The sequence below is a fragment of the Paracidovorax sp. MALMAid1276 genome, from assembly GCF_049198005.1.
Taxonomy (GTDB): Bacteria; Pseudomonadota; Gammaproteobacteria; order Burkholderiales; family Burkholderiaceae_C; genus Acidovorax.
The window spans coordinates 41,674-56,982 of the sequence record NZ_JBMIRS010000203.1 but is presented as its reverse complement, the minus strand read 5'-3'; the positions used below and the strand labels follow the sequence as shown (position 1 = coordinate 56,982).

Annotated in this window: 15 protein-coding genes; 13 read left to right on the top strand and 2 right to left on the bottom strand. The window is 65.0% G+C overall.

Going from position 1 to position 15,309, the window contains the following annotated elements; all coding sequences use genetic code 11:
• The first annotated feature begins 24 nt into the window (after positions 1-24).
• The 11 genes from lpxD (at position 25) to ACOQFS_RS16440 (ending at position 11,181) form a co-directional block, all read left to right on the top strand.
• Positions 25-999, top strand: a complete 975-nt coding sequence (gene lpxD, locus ACOQFS_RS16490) for a UDP-3-O-(3-hydroxymyristoyl)glucosamine N-acyltransferase (protein ID WP_421563924.1) — start codon at positions 25-27, stop codon at positions 997-999.
• A 22-nt stretch (positions 1,000-1,021) separates the two neighbouring features.
• Positions 1,022-1,462 carry a 3-hydroxyacyl-ACP dehydratase FabZ gene (fabZ, locus tag ACOQFS_RS16485; protein ID WP_421563908.1) on the top strand — a complete coding sequence of 147 codons (441 nt, stop codon included), beginning with the start codon at positions 1,022-1,024 and terminating at the stop codon, positions 1,460-1,462.
• Between the two features lie 52 nt (positions 1,463-1,514).
• On the top strand, positions 1,515-2,303 hold the full coding sequence (lpxA, locus tag ACOQFS_RS16480) for an acyl-ACP--UDP-N-acetylglucosamine O-acyltransferase (protein WP_421563907.1): 789 nt from the start codon (positions 1,515-1,517) through the stop codon (positions 2,301-2,303).
• 9 nt (positions 2,304-2,312) lie between these two features.
• Positions 2,313-3,482: a lipid-A-disaccharide synthase gene (lpxB, locus tag ACOQFS_RS16475; RefSeq protein WP_421563906.1), complete on the top strand. Its 1,170-nt coding sequence runs from the start codon at positions 2,313-2,315 to the stop codon at positions 3,480-3,482.
• Positions 3,442-4,158 (top strand): ribonuclease HII, encoded by a 717-nt coding sequence (gene rnhB / locus ACOQFS_RS16470; protein WP_421563905.1) that lies wholly within the window; start codon positions 3,442-3,444, stop codon positions 4,156-4,158. Before lpxB ends, rnhB begins: the two co-directional genes overlap by 41 nt.
• Positions 4,155-4,928, top strand: coding sequence for a TrmH family RNA methyltransferase (locus tag ACOQFS_RS16465; RefSeq protein WP_421563904.1), 774 nt, complete (start codon positions 4,155-4,157; stop codon positions 4,926-4,928). The genes rnhB and ACOQFS_RS16465 overlap by 4 nt, the downstream gene beginning before the upstream one ends.
• 216 nt (positions 4,929-5,144) lie before the next feature.
• Positions 5,145-6,329 (top strand): glutamine-hydrolyzing carbamoyl-phosphate synthase small subunit, encoded by a 1,185-nt coding sequence (gene carA / locus ACOQFS_RS16460; protein ID WP_421563903.1) that lies wholly within the window; start codon positions 5,145-5,147, stop codon positions 6,327-6,329.
• Positions 6,330-6,347: 18 nt separating this feature from the next.
• Positions 6,348-6,776, top strand: coding sequence for a hypothetical protein (locus tag ACOQFS_RS16455; protein WP_421563902.1), 429 nt, complete (start codon positions 6,348-6,350; stop codon positions 6,774-6,776).
• Between the two features lie 10 nt (positions 6,777-6,786).
• Positions 6,787-10,047: a carbamoyl-phosphate synthase large subunit gene (gene carB, locus ACOQFS_RS16450; RefSeq protein ID WP_421563901.1), complete on the top strand. Its 3,261-nt coding sequence runs from the start codon at positions 6,787-6,789 to the stop codon at positions 10,045-10,047.
• A 178-nt stretch (positions 10,048-10,225) separates the two neighbouring features.
• The gene (greA, locus tag ACOQFS_RS16445; protein ID WP_421563900.1) at positions 10,226-10,702 is read left to right on the top strand and encodes a transcription elongation factor GreA; all 477 of its coding nucleotides are present in this window, start codon (positions 10,226-10,228) and stop codon (positions 10,700-10,702) included.
• Positions 10,703-10,722: 20 nt separating this feature from the next.
• Positions 10,723-11,181, top strand: a complete 459-nt coding sequence (locus ACOQFS_RS16440; RefSeq protein ID WP_421563899.1) for a DUF4149 domain-containing protein — start codon at positions 10,723-10,725, stop codon at positions 11,179-11,181.
• Positions 11,182-11,183: 2 nt separating this feature from the next.
• On the opposite strand, the gene ACOQFS_RS16435 is transcribed toward ACOQFS_RS16440, so the two are convergent.
• A complete protein-coding gene (locus ACOQFS_RS16435; protein WP_421563898.1) occupies positions 11,184-11,945 on the bottom strand; it encodes a glycosyltransferase in 762 nt (253 codons plus the stop codon).
• Between the two features lie 3 nt (positions 11,946-11,948).
• Positions 11,949-12,422, bottom strand: a complete 474-nt coding sequence (locus ACOQFS_RS16430; RefSeq protein WP_421563897.1) for a YhbY family RNA-binding protein — start codon at positions 12,420-12,422, stop codon at positions 11,949-11,951.
• Between the two features lie 105 nt (positions 12,423-12,527).
• Here ACOQFS_RS16430 and ACOQFS_RS16425 point away from each other — a divergent pair, with 105 nt between their 5' ends.
• Positions 12,528-13,193: an RlmE family RNA methyltransferase gene (locus tag ACOQFS_RS16425; protein ID WP_421563896.1), complete on the top strand. Its 666-nt coding sequence runs from the start codon at positions 12,528-12,530 to the stop codon at positions 13,191-13,193.
• Between the two features lie 171 nt (positions 13,194-13,364).
• Entirely contained in the window at positions 13,365-15,287 is a 1,923-nt protein-coding gene (gene ftsH / locus ACOQFS_RS16420) for an ATP-dependent zinc metalloprotease FtsH (RefSeq protein ID WP_421563895.1), read from the top strand.
• Positions 15,288-15,309 lie beyond the last annotated feature (22 nt).

Here is a 15,309-nt window from a genome sequence, read left to right as displayed (position 1 = left end):
TCGGGCAGGTGACGCGTGAGCGGCTTGCTTCTCGGGCACATTGTGGATGCGCTCGGTGGTTCGCTGGAGGGAGGAGTACGTGAGACTCCCATTGCCCGGATTGCACCGCTGGAGCTTGCAGGGCCGGGGGATCTCAGTTTTCTGAGCAACCCCCGCTACCAACAACAGCTGGCCGCCTCCCGGGCGGCCTGTGTCATTGTGGCGCCCGCCTTGCGGGAGGCTGCGTTGGAACGCGGTGCCTGCATCGTGGCCGACAACCCCTATGTGTATTTCGCGCGTGCCACGCAGCTGTGGCGGCAGCGCCAGGCTCGGCCGCGCGCGGCCGGCGTGCACCCGAGCGCGGTGGTCGACCCATCAGCCCAGGTGCACCCCACGACCACCATCGGGCCGCTGTGCGTGGTCGAGCGCGGGGCGCATGTGGGCGAAGGCACGGTGCTCACGTCCAGGGTGACCGTGGGCGAGGACTGCCACATCGGCGCGCGCTGCATCGTGCACCCCGGTGTGGTGATCGGGGCCGACGGCTTTGGTTTTGCGCCCGAGAACGGGCAGTGGGTCAAGATCGAGCAGCTGGGCGCAGTTCGCATCGGCAACGATGTCGAGATCGGGGCCAACACCTGCATCGACCGTGGCGCGCTGCAGGACACGGTCATTGAAGATGGCGTGAAGCTCGACAACCTGATCCAGGTGGGGCACAACGTGCGCATCGGCCGGCACTCCGCCATGGCGGGCTGCGTGGGCATTGCGGGCAGTGCCACCATCGGGGCGCACTGCACCGTGGGGGGCGGTGCGATTGTGCTGGGGCATCTGGAATTGGCCGACCACGTGCATGTCTCGGCGGCCACGGTGGTCACGCGTTCTTTGACGCGCCCTGGGCAATACACCGGCATGTTCCCCATCGACGACAATGCGCGCTGGGAAAAGAACGCTGCAACACTCAAACAACTGCACAGCCTGCGAGAGCGAATCAAGGCGCTGGAGCAGGCCCTCAAGGCAGCATGAAAGACGACGGAAGAACAACTCGATGATGGATATTCACGCAATTCTCAAGCAACTGCCCCACCGCTACCCCTTCCTGCTGGTGGACAAGGTGATCGAGTTGGAGAGCAACACCCGCATCAAGGCCATCAAGAACGTCACGTTCAACGAGCCTTATTTTGGCGGCCATTTTCCGGGCCGTCCGGTGATGCCCGGCGTGCTGATCCTGGAAGCGCTGGCGCAGGCCGCCGGCCTGCTGGCCTTCGACGCCATGGGCAAGGTGCCGGACGAAAACAACATCTACTACTTTGTGGGCATCGACGGTGCGCGCTTCAAGCGCCCGGTGGAGCCGGGCGACCAGCTCGTTCTCACCATCACCATCGACCGCGTGCGCGGCGGCATCTGGAAGTTCAAGGGCGTGGCCAGCGTGGGCGAGGAAGTCGCCTGCGAAGCCGAGCTCATGTGCACCATGCGCAGCGTGGGCTGAGGCGCTGCCCGGCCATGGAAGCACCGACAGAACCAGACAAGTCCAACGGAACGTGAGCAACATCCATCCCACGGCCATCGTCGAGCCCGGCGCGCGCATCGACCCCTCCGTCACGGTGGGGCCTTACGCGGTGATCGGTCCGCAGGTGGTGATCGGCGCCGGCAGCTCTGTCGGCCCGCACTGCGTGATCCAGGGGCGGACCACCATCGGCAGCGACAACCGCATCTTTCAGTTTGCGTCGCTCGGGGCCGACCCGCAGGACAAGAAGTACAAGGGCGAAGACACCGAGCTGGTGATCGGCGACCGCAACACGGTGCGTGAGTTCTGCACGTTCAACCGGGGCGTGCCCGGTGCGGGCGGCAAGACCAGCATCGGCCACGACAACTGGATCATGGCCTACACCCACATCGCGCACGACTGCCATGTGGGCAATCACACCACCATGGCCAACAACACCACACTGGCGGGCCATGTGGTGATCGGTGACTGGGCGACGGTGGGGGGGCTCACCGGCATCCACCAGTTCGTGAAGATAGGGGCGCACGCCATGATCGGCTTTTCCAGCGCCGTGTCGCAGGACGTCCCGCCGTTCATGATGGTCGATGGCAACCCGCTGTCCGTGCGGGGCCTCAACCTGGAGGGCCTGCGCCGCCGGGGCTTCTCGGCCGCGCGTGTGGCGGGCATCAAGCAGGTGCACCGCGCGCTCTATCGCCAGGGGCTGACGCTGGAAGCGGCCCGCGCCGCCATCACCGGCTTGCAGGCCTCCCATCCCGAAGCGGCTGACGATGTGGCGCTCGTGCTGGCGTTCCTCGATGCATCCACGCGCGGCATTGCGCGCTAAGGGCGGGTGATGGGTGCCTTCCCTCGCGTCGCCATGGTGGCGGGCGAAACCTCGGGCGATCTGCTGGCGGGCCTGCTGCTGGATGGCATGCAGGCGCACTGGCCGGGCCTGGCGTCGTGCGGCATTGGCGGCCCGCAGATGCAGCGGCGCGGCTTTGCTGCCTGGTGGCCCAGCGACAAGCTGGCCGTGCACGGCTACAGCCTCGAAGTGCTGCGCCGCCTGCGAGAACTGCTCGGCATCCGCAAGCAATTGCGCGAGCGCCTGCTGCAAGACCGGCCCGACGTATTCATCGGCGTGGACGCGCCGGATTTCAACCTGGGGCTGGAGGCCGGGCTGCGGGCTGCCGGCATCAAGACCGTGCATTTCGTGTGCCCTTCGATCTGGGCCTGGCGTGCGGAGCGCGTGGAGAAAATCCGCCGCAGCGCCGACCATATGCTGTGCATCTTTCCCTTCGAGCCGGAGCTGCTGGCCCGGCACGGCATCGCGGCCACCTATGTGGGCCATCCGCTGGCCGGTGTGATCCCCATGGTGCCCGACCGCGCGGCTGCCCGCGTGCAACTGGGCCTGAGCGATGAGGACGAAGTGCTGGCCGTGCTGCCGGGCAGCCGGACATCGGAGATCCAGTACATCGCTCAACCCTTTTTTCAGGCTGCAGCGCTTGTCCATCAAGCCCGACCAGCTATCAAGTTGATAGTGCCTGCGGTGCCTGCCCTGCAGACTCGCATCGAGCAGATGGCCCAGCAATGCGGGCTGGGCGGCCGGGTGCAGATTCTTCGTGGGCAGTCGCACACGGCGCTGGCGGCGTGTGATGCGACGCTGATCGCCAGCGGCACCGCCACGCTCGAAGCAGCGCTGTTCAAGCGCCCCATGGTCATTGGCTACCATATGCACCCCGTGAGCTGGTGGCTGATGCGGCGCAAGCAGCTGCAACCCTGGGTGGGCCTGCCCAACATCCTGTGCCGTGACTTTGTTGTGCCTGAACTGATTCAGGACGCGGCCACGCCGCAGGCCCTGTGCGCAGCCACGATGCAATGGCTGGATGCGCGCCGGCACGATCCGCAGAAAATCACCGCGCTGGAACAGCGCTTCACCGCCTTGCACGAGAGCCTTCTCCGCAACACCTCCCAACTGGCTGCCGATGCGATCCAGAAAATCCTCACCCCTGCAGCTGCTCACTGAGCAGGCCAGCCTGCCCTGGCATCCGCCGGGCCTGGTGGCGGGCGTGGACGAGGCCGGGCGTGGGCCGCTGGCTGGCCCCGTCGTGGCGGCAGCGGTCATCCTGGACGACCTGCACCCCATCGCGGGGCTCAACGACTCCAAGAAGCTCACGGCCGCGCGGCGCGAAAAGCTCTATGACGAGATCCGTGCCAAGGCCCTGTGCTGCAGCGTGGCCGAGGCCAGCGTGCAGGAGATCGACGAGTTGAACATCCTGCAGGCCACGATGCTGGCCATGCGCCGCGCGGTGATGGGCCTGCGGCTCAAGCCCGTGCGGGTGATGGTGGACGGCAACCGCCTGCCCCAGCTGGATGTGCCCGCCGAAGCCATCGTCAAGGGGGACGCGCTGGTGAAGGCCATCTCTGCGGCGTCCATCCTGGCCAAGGTACACCGCGACCGCTGGTGCGAGCAGGTGCATGTGGAGTTTCCGCACTACGGCTTTGCGGGCCACAAGGGCTATGGCACGGCCGACCACATGCAAGCCCTGCGCGCGCACGGGGCGTGCGTGTACCACCGCCGATCCTTCGCACCGGTGGCCGCCAGCCTGCTCAGCCGCCCACTGCTGGCGCCCGAGTCCATCGCCCCGGCATCCGTGGCGCCCGCGCACGCCGCCGCCGCAACCGTGCCCACTGGCCTATGACTTCGCCGTCCGTCACTACCATCCATTCGCGCGACAACGCCTTCGTCAAGGAATTGCGGCGGCTCGCCCAGGACACCACCGCCTACCGCAAGCAGGGGCGCGTGTGGCTGGAGGGTGACCACCTCTGTCGGGCCGCCATCGAGCGCGGGCTGCGCCCGTCCGTGGCGGTATTTTCTGAATCATTTTGGCCGTTGGCGCTTACTGAATGGGCGTCTGCAGCTACAAAAAATGTAGTGATCGCTGATGGGCTGTTTGCCGACATCAGCGGGCTGGAGTCTCCGGCGCGCATGGGTTTTCTGCTGGACTGGCCGCAGCAGGTGTCGCTGCAGGCCGATGCGGCCACGGTGGTTCTGGACCGCGTGCAGGACGCGGGCAATGTGGGCTCCATCCTGCGCAGCGCGGCGGCTTTCGGGTTTCGGCAGGTGGTGGCCGTCAAGGGCAGCGCGGCCCTGTGGTCGCCCAAGGTGCTGCGCGCCGGCATGGGCGCGCATTTCGCGCTGCGACTGGTCGAGGGCCTGGACGAGGGTGCGCTCGAAGCGCTGCAGGTGCCGCTGCTGGTCACCAGCTCCCACGCGGGCGACTTTCTGCACCAGGCAACGCTGCCCTGGCCCTGCGCCTGGGTGATGGGCCACGAGGGGCAGGGGGTCTCTCGGGGCCTGGAAGACCGGGCCGCCCAGCGCATCCGCATTGCGCAGCCCGGCGGCGAGGAGTCGCTCAACGTGGCCGCCGCCGCTGCCATCTGCCTGCACGCCAGCGGGGCGGGGCGCTGAGCTGCTCGTAAACCTGCTTGACAAGGGTTATGCATTACCTGCATTTCCCGCCATGCCATGGCCCAGGGGTATAATCGGGAGCTTTTCTCGCAACAGCGTCGCCCGACCGCACCCAAAGCAACAACCCATCTGAGAGCAGCCGCTGGCATTCGATTGCAAACATCCTTTGCAAGCGGCCTGCAGGCGCCGGGCGACCGTAACCATCCGGAGAACCCAGTGCTTTTGTCTCTACAGGGAACCTTCCCGCCCGCCATCCTGGCGCTCGCAGACGGCACGGTCTTTATCGGCAACTCGATCGGTGCCGCGTCTGCAGACGTGGGCATCACCGTCGGCGAAGTGGTGTTCAACACCTCCATCGTCGGCTACCAGGAAATCCTGACCGACCCCAGCTACTGCCAGCAGATCGTCACCCTGACGTATCCGCACATCGGCAACTATGGTGTGAGCGTCGAGGACATCGAAGCCGACAAGATCCATGCCGCGGGCCTGATCATCAAGGACCTGCCCCTGCTGGCGAGCAACTTCCGCTCTGCCGAAACCCTTTCGCAATACCTCGTGCGCGAGCGCACGGTCGCCATCGCCAACATCGACACGCGCAAGCTCACCCGCCTGCTGCGCGAAAAGGGTTCGCAAAACGGCGCCATCATGGGGCTTGCACCCGGGCAGGCAGTCACCCAGTCGCTGATCGACGAAACGCTGGCAGCTGCCAAGGCGGCGCCCAGCATGGCCGGGCTGGACCTGGCCAAGGTCGTTTCCACGAAGTCGACCTACGAGTGGACCGAGACCGAGTGGGAGCTGGGCAAGGGCTATGGCCGGCTCGACGCCCCGCAGTTCCATGTGGTGGCCTATGACTACGGCGTGAAGAAGAACATTTTGCGCATGCTGGCGCAGCGTGGCTGCAAGGTCACGGTGGTGCCCGCGCAGACCCCCGCCGCCGACGTGCTGGCGATGAAGCCGGACGGCGTGTTCCTCTCCAACGGCCCTGGCGACCCAGAGCCCTGCGACTACGCCATCAATGCCACCCGCACCATCGTGGACAGCGGCATGCCCACGTTCGGCATCTGCCTGGGTCACCAGATCATGGCACTGGCCGCGGGCGCCAAGACCTTCAAGATGGCCAACAGCCACCACGGCGCCAACCACCCCGTGAAGGACCTGGATTCGGGCCGCGTGAGCATCACCAGCCAGAACCACGGCTTTGCTGTCGAGATGGACTCGCTGCCCGCGCACCTGCGCGCCACCCACGTGAGCCTGTTCGACGGCACGCTGCAAGGCCTGGCGCACAAGGACAAGCCGGCGTTCTGCTTCCAGGGCCACCCCGAGGCTTCGCCCGGTCCGCACGACATCGCCTACCTGTTCGACCGATTCACCGACGCCATGCGCGCCGCCAAAAAGGCCTGAGGCCCAAGGAAGAGCGCCATGAAACTGTTCAGCTTCCCTCTCGCATCGCTCGAGAAGGCCATTCACAAGCGCGTGCTGACCCTGCCGCCGCACCACCGCGAGTGGTTCTCCGTGCGCTGGGCCCAGAAGCCCTACAAGAAGGCCTTTGTCGAAAACAAGGCCATGCCTCTGGTCACGCTGGTGGCCAAGGGCAAGACCATGGACGACGCGGAGTTCGCAGAGATGCTGCGGGACTGGGAAGTCACGTTTTATGACGCCGAAGAAGAAGTGCTGCGCCCGCTGATCCAGGGCGACGGCTTGCTGCAGCTCATGCAGAAGAACCTGCCTGCGGAGCGGGCCCAGGCACTGCTGGCCAAGCTCGCCGAGCGGCAGTCAGCGGCCGACGACGCCCAACCCGCCGCCCATGCCTCCGGCCACCAGGCAGCAGAACCCACGGTCAACGATTGATCGACGCAACATGCCAAAACGTACAGACATCAAAAGCATCCTCATCATTGGCGCCGGCCCGATCATCATCGGCCAGGCCTGTGAGTTCGACTACTCCGGCGTGCAGGCCTGCAAGGCCCTGCGCGAAGAGGGCTACAAGGTCATCCTGATCAACAGCAACCCTGCGACGATCATGACCGACCCGGCCACGGCCGACGTGACCTACATCGAGCCCATCACCTGGCAGACGGTCGAGAAGATCATCGCCAAGGAGCGCGAGAAGAACCCCGGTGGTTTTGCCATCCTGCCGACCATGGGTGGCCAGACCGCGCTGAACTGCGCGCTGGACCTGTGGCACAACGGCGTGCTCGACAAGTACAAGGTCGAGCTGATTGGCGCCACGCCCGAGGCCATCGACAAGGCTGAAGACCGCCTGAAGTTCAAGGACGCGATGACCAAGATCGGTCTGGGCTCCGCGCGCTCGGGCATCGCCCACAGCATGGAAGAAGCCTGGGCGGTGCAGAAGAACGTGGGCTTCCCCACCGTGATTCGCCCCAGCTTCACGCTGGGCGGTACGGGTGGCGGCATTGCCTACAACCCCGAAGAGTTCGAGACCATCTGCAAGCGCGGCCTGGAAGCCTCGCCCACCAACGAGCTGCTGATTGAAGAATCGCTGCTCGGCTGGAAGGAGTACGAGATGGAAGTGGTCCGTGACAAGGCGGACAACTGCATCATCGTCTGCTCCATCGAGAACCTGGACCCGATGGGCGTGCACACCGGTGACTCCATCACCGTGGCCCCTGCGCAGACGCTGACCGACAAGGAGTACCAGATCATGCGCAACGCGTCGCTCGCGGTGCTGCGTGAGATCGGCGTGGACACGGGCGGCTCCAACGTGCAGTTCTCGATCAACCCCAAGGACGGCCGCATGGTCGTGATCGAGATGAACCCGCGCGTCTCGCGCTCCTCGGCACTGGCCTCCAAGGCCACGGGCTTCCCCATCGCCAAGGTCGCGGCCAAGCTGGCCGTGGGCTACACGCTCGACGAGCTGCGCAACGAGATCACGGGCGGCATCACGCCCGCTTCGTTCGAACCTTCCATCGACTACGTGGTCACCAAGATCCCGCGCTTTGCGTTCGAGAAGTTCCCCACGGCCGACAGCCGCCTGACCACGCAGATGAAGTCGGTGGGCGAGGTCATGGCCATGGGCCGCACCTTCCAGGAATCCTTCCAGAAGGCCCTGCGCGGCCTGGAAGTGGGCGTGGACGGCATGAACGAAAAGACCCAGGACCGTGAGACGCTGGAGAAGGAGCTGGGTGAGCCCGGCCCCGAGCGGATCTGGTATGTGGGTGACGCCTTCGCCATGGGCCTGTCGGTCGACGAGGTGTTCGAACTCACCAAGATCGACAAGTGGTTCCTGGTGCAGATCGAGCAGATCGTGAAGATCGAGCTCGACATCGACCAGCTCGTCGCCGAGAAGGGCGAGGGCGCGCTGGCCGCCATCGATGCGACCACGCTGCGCACGCTCAAGCAAAAGGGCTTCTCCGACCGCCGCCTGGCCAAGCTGCTCAAGACCAGCGAGAAGGCGGTGCGCGAGGCGCGCCGCGCGCTCAACGTGCGCCCTGTTTACAAGCGCGTGGACACTTGCGCCGCCGAGTTCGCCACCAACACCGCCTACCTGTACTCCACCTACGACGAGGAGTGCGAGGCCGAGCCGACGAACAACAAGAAGATCATGGTGCTGGGCGGTGGCCCCAACCGCATCGGCCAGGGCATCGAGTTCGACTACTGCTGCGTGCATGCGGCGCTGGCGATGCGCGAGGACGGCTACGAGACCATCATGGTCAACTGCAATCCCGAGACCGTCTCCACCGACTACGACACCTCCGACCGGCTGTACTTCGAGCCTGTGACGCTGGAAGACGTGCTGGAGATCGTCGACAAGGAAAAGCCGGTCGGCGTGATCGTGCAGTACGGCGGCCAGACGCCCCTGAAGCTCGCCCTGGGCCTGGAGGCCGAAGGCGTGCCGATCATCGGCACCACCCCCGACATGATCGATGCGGCCGAAGACCGCGAGCGCTTCCAGAAGCTGCTGGGCGACCTGGGCCTGCGCCAGCCGCCCAACGCCACGGCCCGCACCGAAGCTGAGGCCCTGGAAAAGGCTGCCGCCCTGGGCTACCCCCTGGTGGTGCGCCCCAGCTATGTGCTGGGCGGCCGCGCGATGGAAATCGTGCACGAGCAGCGCGACCTGGAGCGCTACATGCGCGAAGCGGTCAAGGTGAGCAACGACTCGCCCGTGCTGCTGGATCGCTTCCTCTCCAATGCCATCGAATGCGACGTGGACTGCGTGCGCGACTCCACGGGCGTCACCTTCATCGGTGGCGTGATGGAGCACATCGAGCAGGCCGGCGTGCACAGCGGCGACTCCGCCTGCTCGCTGCCCCCGTATTACCTGTCGCAGGCCACGGTCGACGAGATCAAGCGCCAGACGGCCGCCATGGCCCAGGGCCTGAACGTGGTCGGCCTGATGAACGTGCAGTTCGCCATTCAGGAGACCGAAGGCAAGGACGTGATCTATGTGCTCGAAGTGAATCCGCGCGCCTCGCGCACGGTTCCCTTCGTGAGCAAGGCCACGGGCATCCAGCTGGCCAAGGTGGCTGCGCGCTGCATGGCCGGCCAGACGCTGGCCTCGCAGGGCATCACCCAGGAAGTGACGCCACCGTACTTCAGCGTGAAGGAGGCCGTGTTCCCCTTCGTGAAGTTCCCCGGTGTGGACACCATCCTCGGCCCCGAGATGAAGTCCACCGGCGAAGTCATGGGCGTGGGCAAGACCTTCGGCGAGGCCTTCGTGAAGAGCCAGATGGGTGCGGGCACCAAGCTGCCCACGGCCGGCAAGGTCTTCCTCACGGTGAAGAACGCCGACAAGCCCCGTGCCGTGGACATCGCGCGCCAACTGGTGGCCATGGGCTTCGAGTTGGTGGCCACCAAGGGCACGGCCGCTGCCATCGACGCGGCTGGCGTGCCGGTGCAGGTGGTCAACAAGGTGACCGAAGGCCGCCCGCACATCGTGGACATGATGAAGAACGACGAGATCGTGATGGTCATCAATACCGTGGAAGAGCGCCGCAACGCCATCGCCGATTCGCGCGCCATCCGCACCTCGTCGCTGCTGGCCCGTGTGACCACCTTCACCACCATCTTCGGCGCGGAAGCAGCTGTGGAAGGCATGAAGTACATGGACAAGCTCGACGTGTATTCGGTGCAGGAGCTGCATGCCCAGCTGCTGGCCTAAGCGCAACTAAACGGGGCATAATCGGCCCCTGAACAGACACCGCCGCGCGGCAACTCGCGGCGGTTTCCTTTTATTGGGTCGCGAATGATTGCGGGCGCACGATGGTGCCTGCCTAGCGGACCCCGCCGCAGTGGCGCTGCCGCGCTGCTGCTGCCCTGACCTATGGAGACTCACAAGAATGGCGACCATTCCTATCACCAAGCGTGGCGCAGAAAAGCTCAAGGAAGAGCTGCACCGCCTCAAGACCATCGAGCGTCCTGCGGTCATCACCGCCATCGCCGAGGCGCGGGCCCAGGGTGACCTGAGCGAGAACGCAGACTATGACGCCGCCAAGGACCGCCAGGGTTTCATCGAAGGCCGCATCCAGGAAATCGAGGGCAAGCTTTCGGTGGCCCAGGTGATCGACCCCAGCGCCGTGGACGGCGGTGGCAAGGTCGTTTTCGGCGCCACCGTGGAGCTGGAAGATGAGGACTCTGGCGATACCGTCAAGTACCAGATCGTGGGCGAGGATGAGGCGGATTTGAAGCAGGGCCTGATCAACATCTCGAGCCCCATCGCACGGGCCTTGATCGGCAAGGAAGAGGGCGACACGGCGGAAGTGCAGGCACCGGGCGGCATCCGTCGCTACGAAGTGGTGGCCGTCAGCTACCTGTGAGATCGTTGGGCAGCTGCAGCATGCGCGCGCGTCTTCCTGCCCTGGTTGCGGCCCTGTGGTGGGGCAGCATGACGGCCATCGGTTTTCTGGCCGTGCCCCTGCTGTTCGCTCATCTTCCCTCGCCGTCACTTGCCGGGTTCATGGCCGCCAAGCTGTTTGCGGCGCAAACCTGGGTTGTGGTGGCCTGTTGTGTGGTGTTGCTACTCATTTCAAGGCCAAAATCGGCCCCAGCGCTTTACCCATGGGCAAAGGCTGCTATGGTTTTTATGCTGGGTGGCATGCTGTTGGCCCTGCTTGCACAGTTTGGCGTGGCGCCGCGCATCGTGGCGCGGCAGGATCTGCGCCTGTGGCATTCGGTAGGCACCGCGATGTATGCGCTGCAGTGGTGCTGCGCCTTGGCGGTGCTGTGGCTGACGCTGCAGCCTGCCGCACCTGCCGCGGTTGTTGCAACTGCCGAACGTTCCGACGACGGCGACTGAGCCTACTCGTGCCAGTGCTCGGCCACCCAGGTGGCAGGCCGGATGTAGCGCAGGCGCCGGTTGCGCCGCCCGGCCAGTGCGTCGGGGGGGTTGCATTCCCCATGAAAAATCACGATGCGCGCGCCGTGCGGTACCCCAGGAGCACGCCAGTAGTTTGTGGGCCACGGTGGAATGCTGTGGTACTTGAAGCTCGGGCACCAGTCCTTGGGCCAGTACTGCAGCCTGCCCTGGCGGTGCAGAAAGTCTGACAGGTAGGCCTGCTCATTGCGGAACTGCTGCCGGATTTCGGCGAAGTGCCCACGAAAGTGCGCCAGCACGTCGGGGTGGGCGCCCAGCTCGAACCGGTATACCGATGAGTTGCCGGTGATGCGCCAGGGGCGCTTGTAGTCGTGGATGATGAGGAACTCGCCCGGCTGCGTGAAGAACGCATCCAGGCTGCCGGTGACGACCACATCCACGTCCAGGAACAGCGCTGTGCCCTGCAGACCGTGCAGGTCTGCGCTGAATGTGGCCAGTTTGGTCCAACCGCGCTCCGGAATGCCTGGCGGCAGATCCAGCGGCGGAATGGGCAGGCACTGCACCTCGCTGCGGATGCCAGTGCTGTCGTCGGTCAGGCAGATAAAGTGGAAGTCGCCCGTGAGGTGCCGCCGAACCATGGCGTAGAGGCGGTTCACATACTCGGGACCGTACTTTGTGCCCCATTTCATGCAGAGGATGTGGCGGGTGCGGGCGGCGTCAGCGCGGACTGCCGGGGCGCTGCTCATCAATCAGTCCGCCTGGCGTTTTTTGACGGATTTTTGCTTGGGCTTGGCACGTTTGATCTGGCCACCCGAGGTGAGACGCTGGTTGCCCAGTACGCGCAATTGCTTGATCTCGGGGCGTTGGCCGCCACGCTTGCTGAACTTGAGCACCTTCACATCGCGCGGGCCGGGCATGCGGTCTTCGTCCAGGGTGCGCACCTTCTCGGGCTGGGGGCGCCACAGCACCAGCAGCTTGCCGATGTGCTGGATGGGCGCGGCGCCGAGGTCGGCCGTGATCTGCTGGTACATCTGCTCGCGGGCTGCGCGGTCATCGTTGAAAACGCGCACCTTGATCAGGCCATGTGCGTTCAGGGCGGCATCTATCTCCTTCTTCACGGCGGGGGTCAGGCCGTCGCCACCGATCAGAACCACCGGGTCGAGGTGGTGGGCGTTGGCGCGATGTTCCCGGCGCTCGGAGGGAGTCAGTTGAATTTGGGGCATGGGCGGTATTTTAAGTCCGGCCCTTGGGTCGCAGGCGCCGATTCCACTGGGCGAAAAGGCAGGGCGGCGTGGCGCGCCCGGCCGGCGAGAGACAATGCAGCCTGTATGAAAGTCAAAACCCAGAGCAAGAAGGTCAACAAGGCGTGGTTGAACGATCATGTCAACGACACCTATGTGAAATTGGCCCAGAAAGAGGGCTACCGTGCGCGCGCGGCCTACAAGCTCAAGGAGATTGACGAGCAGCTGGGGCTCATCAAGCCCGGCTACACGGTGGTGGACCTGGGCTCCACGCCCGGTGCCTGGAGCCAGTACCTGCGCCGGCGCCTGTCACCCACCGGTGCCGCCGCCGGACAGCTCAACGGCGCGATCATCGCACTGGACATCCTGCCCATGGAGCCCATCGAAGGCGTGACCTATCTCAATGGTGATTTCCGGGAGCCCGACGTGCTGGAGCGCCTGGAGCAGGCCTTGGACGGCCGTGTGGTGGATGTGGTGGTCTCTGACATGGCTCCCAACCTGTCCGGCATCGAATCGGCAGATGCCGCGCGCATTGCGCACCTGGTAGAGCTGGCCGTCGACTTTGCTTGCAACCATTTGAAACCGGATGGGGCGCTCGTCGTCAAGCTGTTCCACGGGAGCGGATACAGCGACCTGGTGACGCTGTTCAAGCAGACCTTCAAGGTCGTCAAACCCTTGAAACCCAAGGCTTCAAGGGACAAGTCGTCTGAAACCTTTCTGGTGGGCATGGGGCTCAAAAGCCGCTCGGCCTGAGCTTGCGCCGCATCAACCCAGCGTGAAAAACGGCCGCAAAACCCGTGCTGTTTCCATGGCTGAAAGGGGGAATACGCATGGTGGCGCGGCTTGAAACACCTAAAATCGGCCACACATGCGAGCCGTGACGGCAGTGTGTCCGTTTTCTGTTCCCCGCAACTGGAGCCCCGCTTGAACAATCAGTGGTTTTCAAAAATTGCCGTGTGGCTGGTCATCGCCATGGTGCTTTTCACGGTGTTCAAACAGTTTGACACCCGTGCTGGCGCCAGCGCAAGCCACGTCGGCTACTCGGAATTCCTCCAGGAAGTCCGCAGCAACCGCATCAAGAGCGCCACCATCCAGGAAGGCCAGGGCGGGACCGAAATCGTGGCCGTCACCAATGACGACCGCAAGATCCGCACCACAGCCACCTATCTGGACCGTGGCCTGGTGGGCGATCTCATCAACAACAACGTCAAGTTCGACGTCAAGCCCCGCGAAGAGGGCTCGCTGCTCATGACCCTCTTGGTCAGCTGGGGCCCCATGCTGCTGCTGATCGGCGTGTGGGTGTACTTCATGCGCCAGATGCAAGGCGGCGGCAAGGGCGGTGCCTTCAGCTTTGGCAAGAGCAAGGCCCGCATGCTCGACGAGAACAACAACCAGGTCACGTTCGCGGACGTGGCCGGTTGCGACGAGGCCAAGGAAGAAGTGAAGGAAGTCGTGGACTTCCTGAAAGATCCGCAGAAGTTCCAGAAGCTCGGCGGCCGCATTCCGCGCGGCCTGCTGCTGGTCGGCCCGCCCGGCACCGGCAAGACCCTGCTCGCCAAGTCCATCGCTGGCGAAGCCAAGGTGCCGTTCTTCAGCATCTCGGGCTCTGACTTTGTGGAAATGTTCGTCGGCGTGGGCGCGGCCCGTGTGCGCGACATGTTCGACAACGCCAAGAAGAACGCCCCCTGCATCATCTTCATCGACGAAATCGACGCCGTGGGCCGCCAGCGTGGCGCGGGCCTGGGCGGCGGCAATGACGAGCGCGAACAGACGCTGAACCAGATGCTGGTCGAGATGGACGGCTTCGAGACCAACCTGGGCGTGATCGTGGTCGCGGCCACCAACCGCCCCGACATTCTGGACGCAGCCTTGCTGCGCCCCGGCCGCTTCGACCGCCAGGTGTATGTGACGCTGCCCGATATCCGCGGCCGCGAGCAGATCCTGAACGTGCACATGCGCAAGATTCCGATCGGGCAGGACGTGAACGCCGGCATCATTGCCCGTGGCACGCCCGGCATGAGCGGCGCCGATCTGGCCAATCTGTGCAACGAGGCGGCGCTGATGGCGGCGCGCCGCAACGCGCGCACGGTGGAAATGCAGGACTTTGAGAAGGCCAAGGACAAGATCCTCATGGGCCCCGAGCGCAAGAGCATGGTCATGCCCGAGGAAGAGCGCCGCAACACCGCCTACCACGAGGCCGGCCACGCGCTCATCGGCAAGCTGCTGCCCAAGTGCGACCCGGTGCACAAGGTGACGATCATCCCGCGTGGCCGTGCTTTGGGCGTCACCATGAGCCTGCCCGCGCAAGACCGCTACAGCTACGACCGCGAATACATGCTCAACCAGATCAGCATGCTGTTTGGCGGCCGCATTGCCGAAGAAGTGTTCATGAACCAGATGACCACCGGCGCCAGCAATGATTTCGAGCGCGCCACGCACATCGCGCGCGACATGGTCACACGCTACGGCATGACCGACGCACTGGGCCCGATGGTGTATGCCGAGAACGAAGGCGAAGTGTTCCTCGGCCGCTCGGTGACCAAGACCACCACCATGAGCGAGCAGACCATGGAGAAGGTCGACATGGAGGTGCGCCGCATCATCGACGACCAGTACAACCTGGCGCGGCGACTGATCGAGGAAAACAGCGACAAGATGCACGCCATGGCCAAGGCGCTGCTCGAATGGGAAACCATCGACACCGAGCAGTTGGACGACATCATGGCGGGCAAGGAACCTCGCCCGCCCAAGGACTGGACGCCGCGCACGCCGCCCTCGTCGGGCGGTGACAACTCCAGCGGCGGCACGCCAGCGGTCGGCACCGACCCTGCACCCACGGCCGCCTGAGGGCGCCCGCAGAGTTTTCTGC

What these genes read in the sequence shown, in the direction of transcription:
- fabZ (WP_421563908.1), top strand. Translation starts at nt 1,022, where the DNA reads ATGATGGATATTCACGCAATTCTCAAGCAACTGCCCCACCGCTACCCC.
- lpxB (WP_421563906.1), top strand. Translation starts at nt 2,313, where the DNA reads ATGGGTGCCTTCCCTCGCGTCGCCATGGTGGCGGGCGAAACCTCGGGC.
- rnhB (WP_421563905.1), top strand. Translation starts at nt 3,442, where the DNA reads ATGCGATCCAGAAAATCCTCACCCCTGCAGCTGCTCACTGAGCAGGCC.
- ACOQFS_RS16465 (WP_421563904.1), top strand. Translation starts at nt 4,155, where the DNA reads ATGACTTCGCCGTCCGTCACTACCATCCATTCGCGCGACAACGCCTTC.
- ACOQFS_RS16455 (WP_421563902.1), top strand. Translation starts at nt 6,348, where the DNA reads ATGAAACTGTTCAGCTTCCCTCTCGCATCGCTCGAGAAGGCCATTCAC.
- carB (WP_421563901.1), top strand. Translation starts at nt 6,787, where the DNA reads ATGCCAAAACGTACAGACATCAAAAGCATCCTCATCATTGGCGCCGGC.
- greA (WP_421563900.1), top strand. Translation starts at nt 10,226, where the DNA reads ATGGCGACCATTCCTATCACCAAGCGTGGCGCAGAAAAGCTCAAGGAA.
- ACOQFS_RS16440 (WP_421563899.1), top strand. Translation starts at nt 10,723, where the DNA reads ATGCGCGCGCGTCTTCCTGCCCTGGTTGCGGCCCTGTGGTGGGGCAGC.
- ACOQFS_RS16435 (WP_421563898.1), bottom strand. Translation starts at nt 11,945, where the DNA reads ATGAGCAGCGCCCCGGCAGTCCGCGCTGACGCCGCCCGCACCCGCCAC.
- ACOQFS_RS16430 (WP_421563897.1), bottom strand. Translation starts at nt 12,422, where the DNA reads ATGCCCCAAATTCAACTGACTCCCTCCGAGCGCCGGGAACATCGCGCC.
- ACOQFS_RS16425 (WP_421563896.1), top strand. Translation starts at nt 12,528, where the DNA reads ATGAAAGTCAAAACCCAGAGCAAGAAGGTCAACAAGGCGTGGTTGAAC.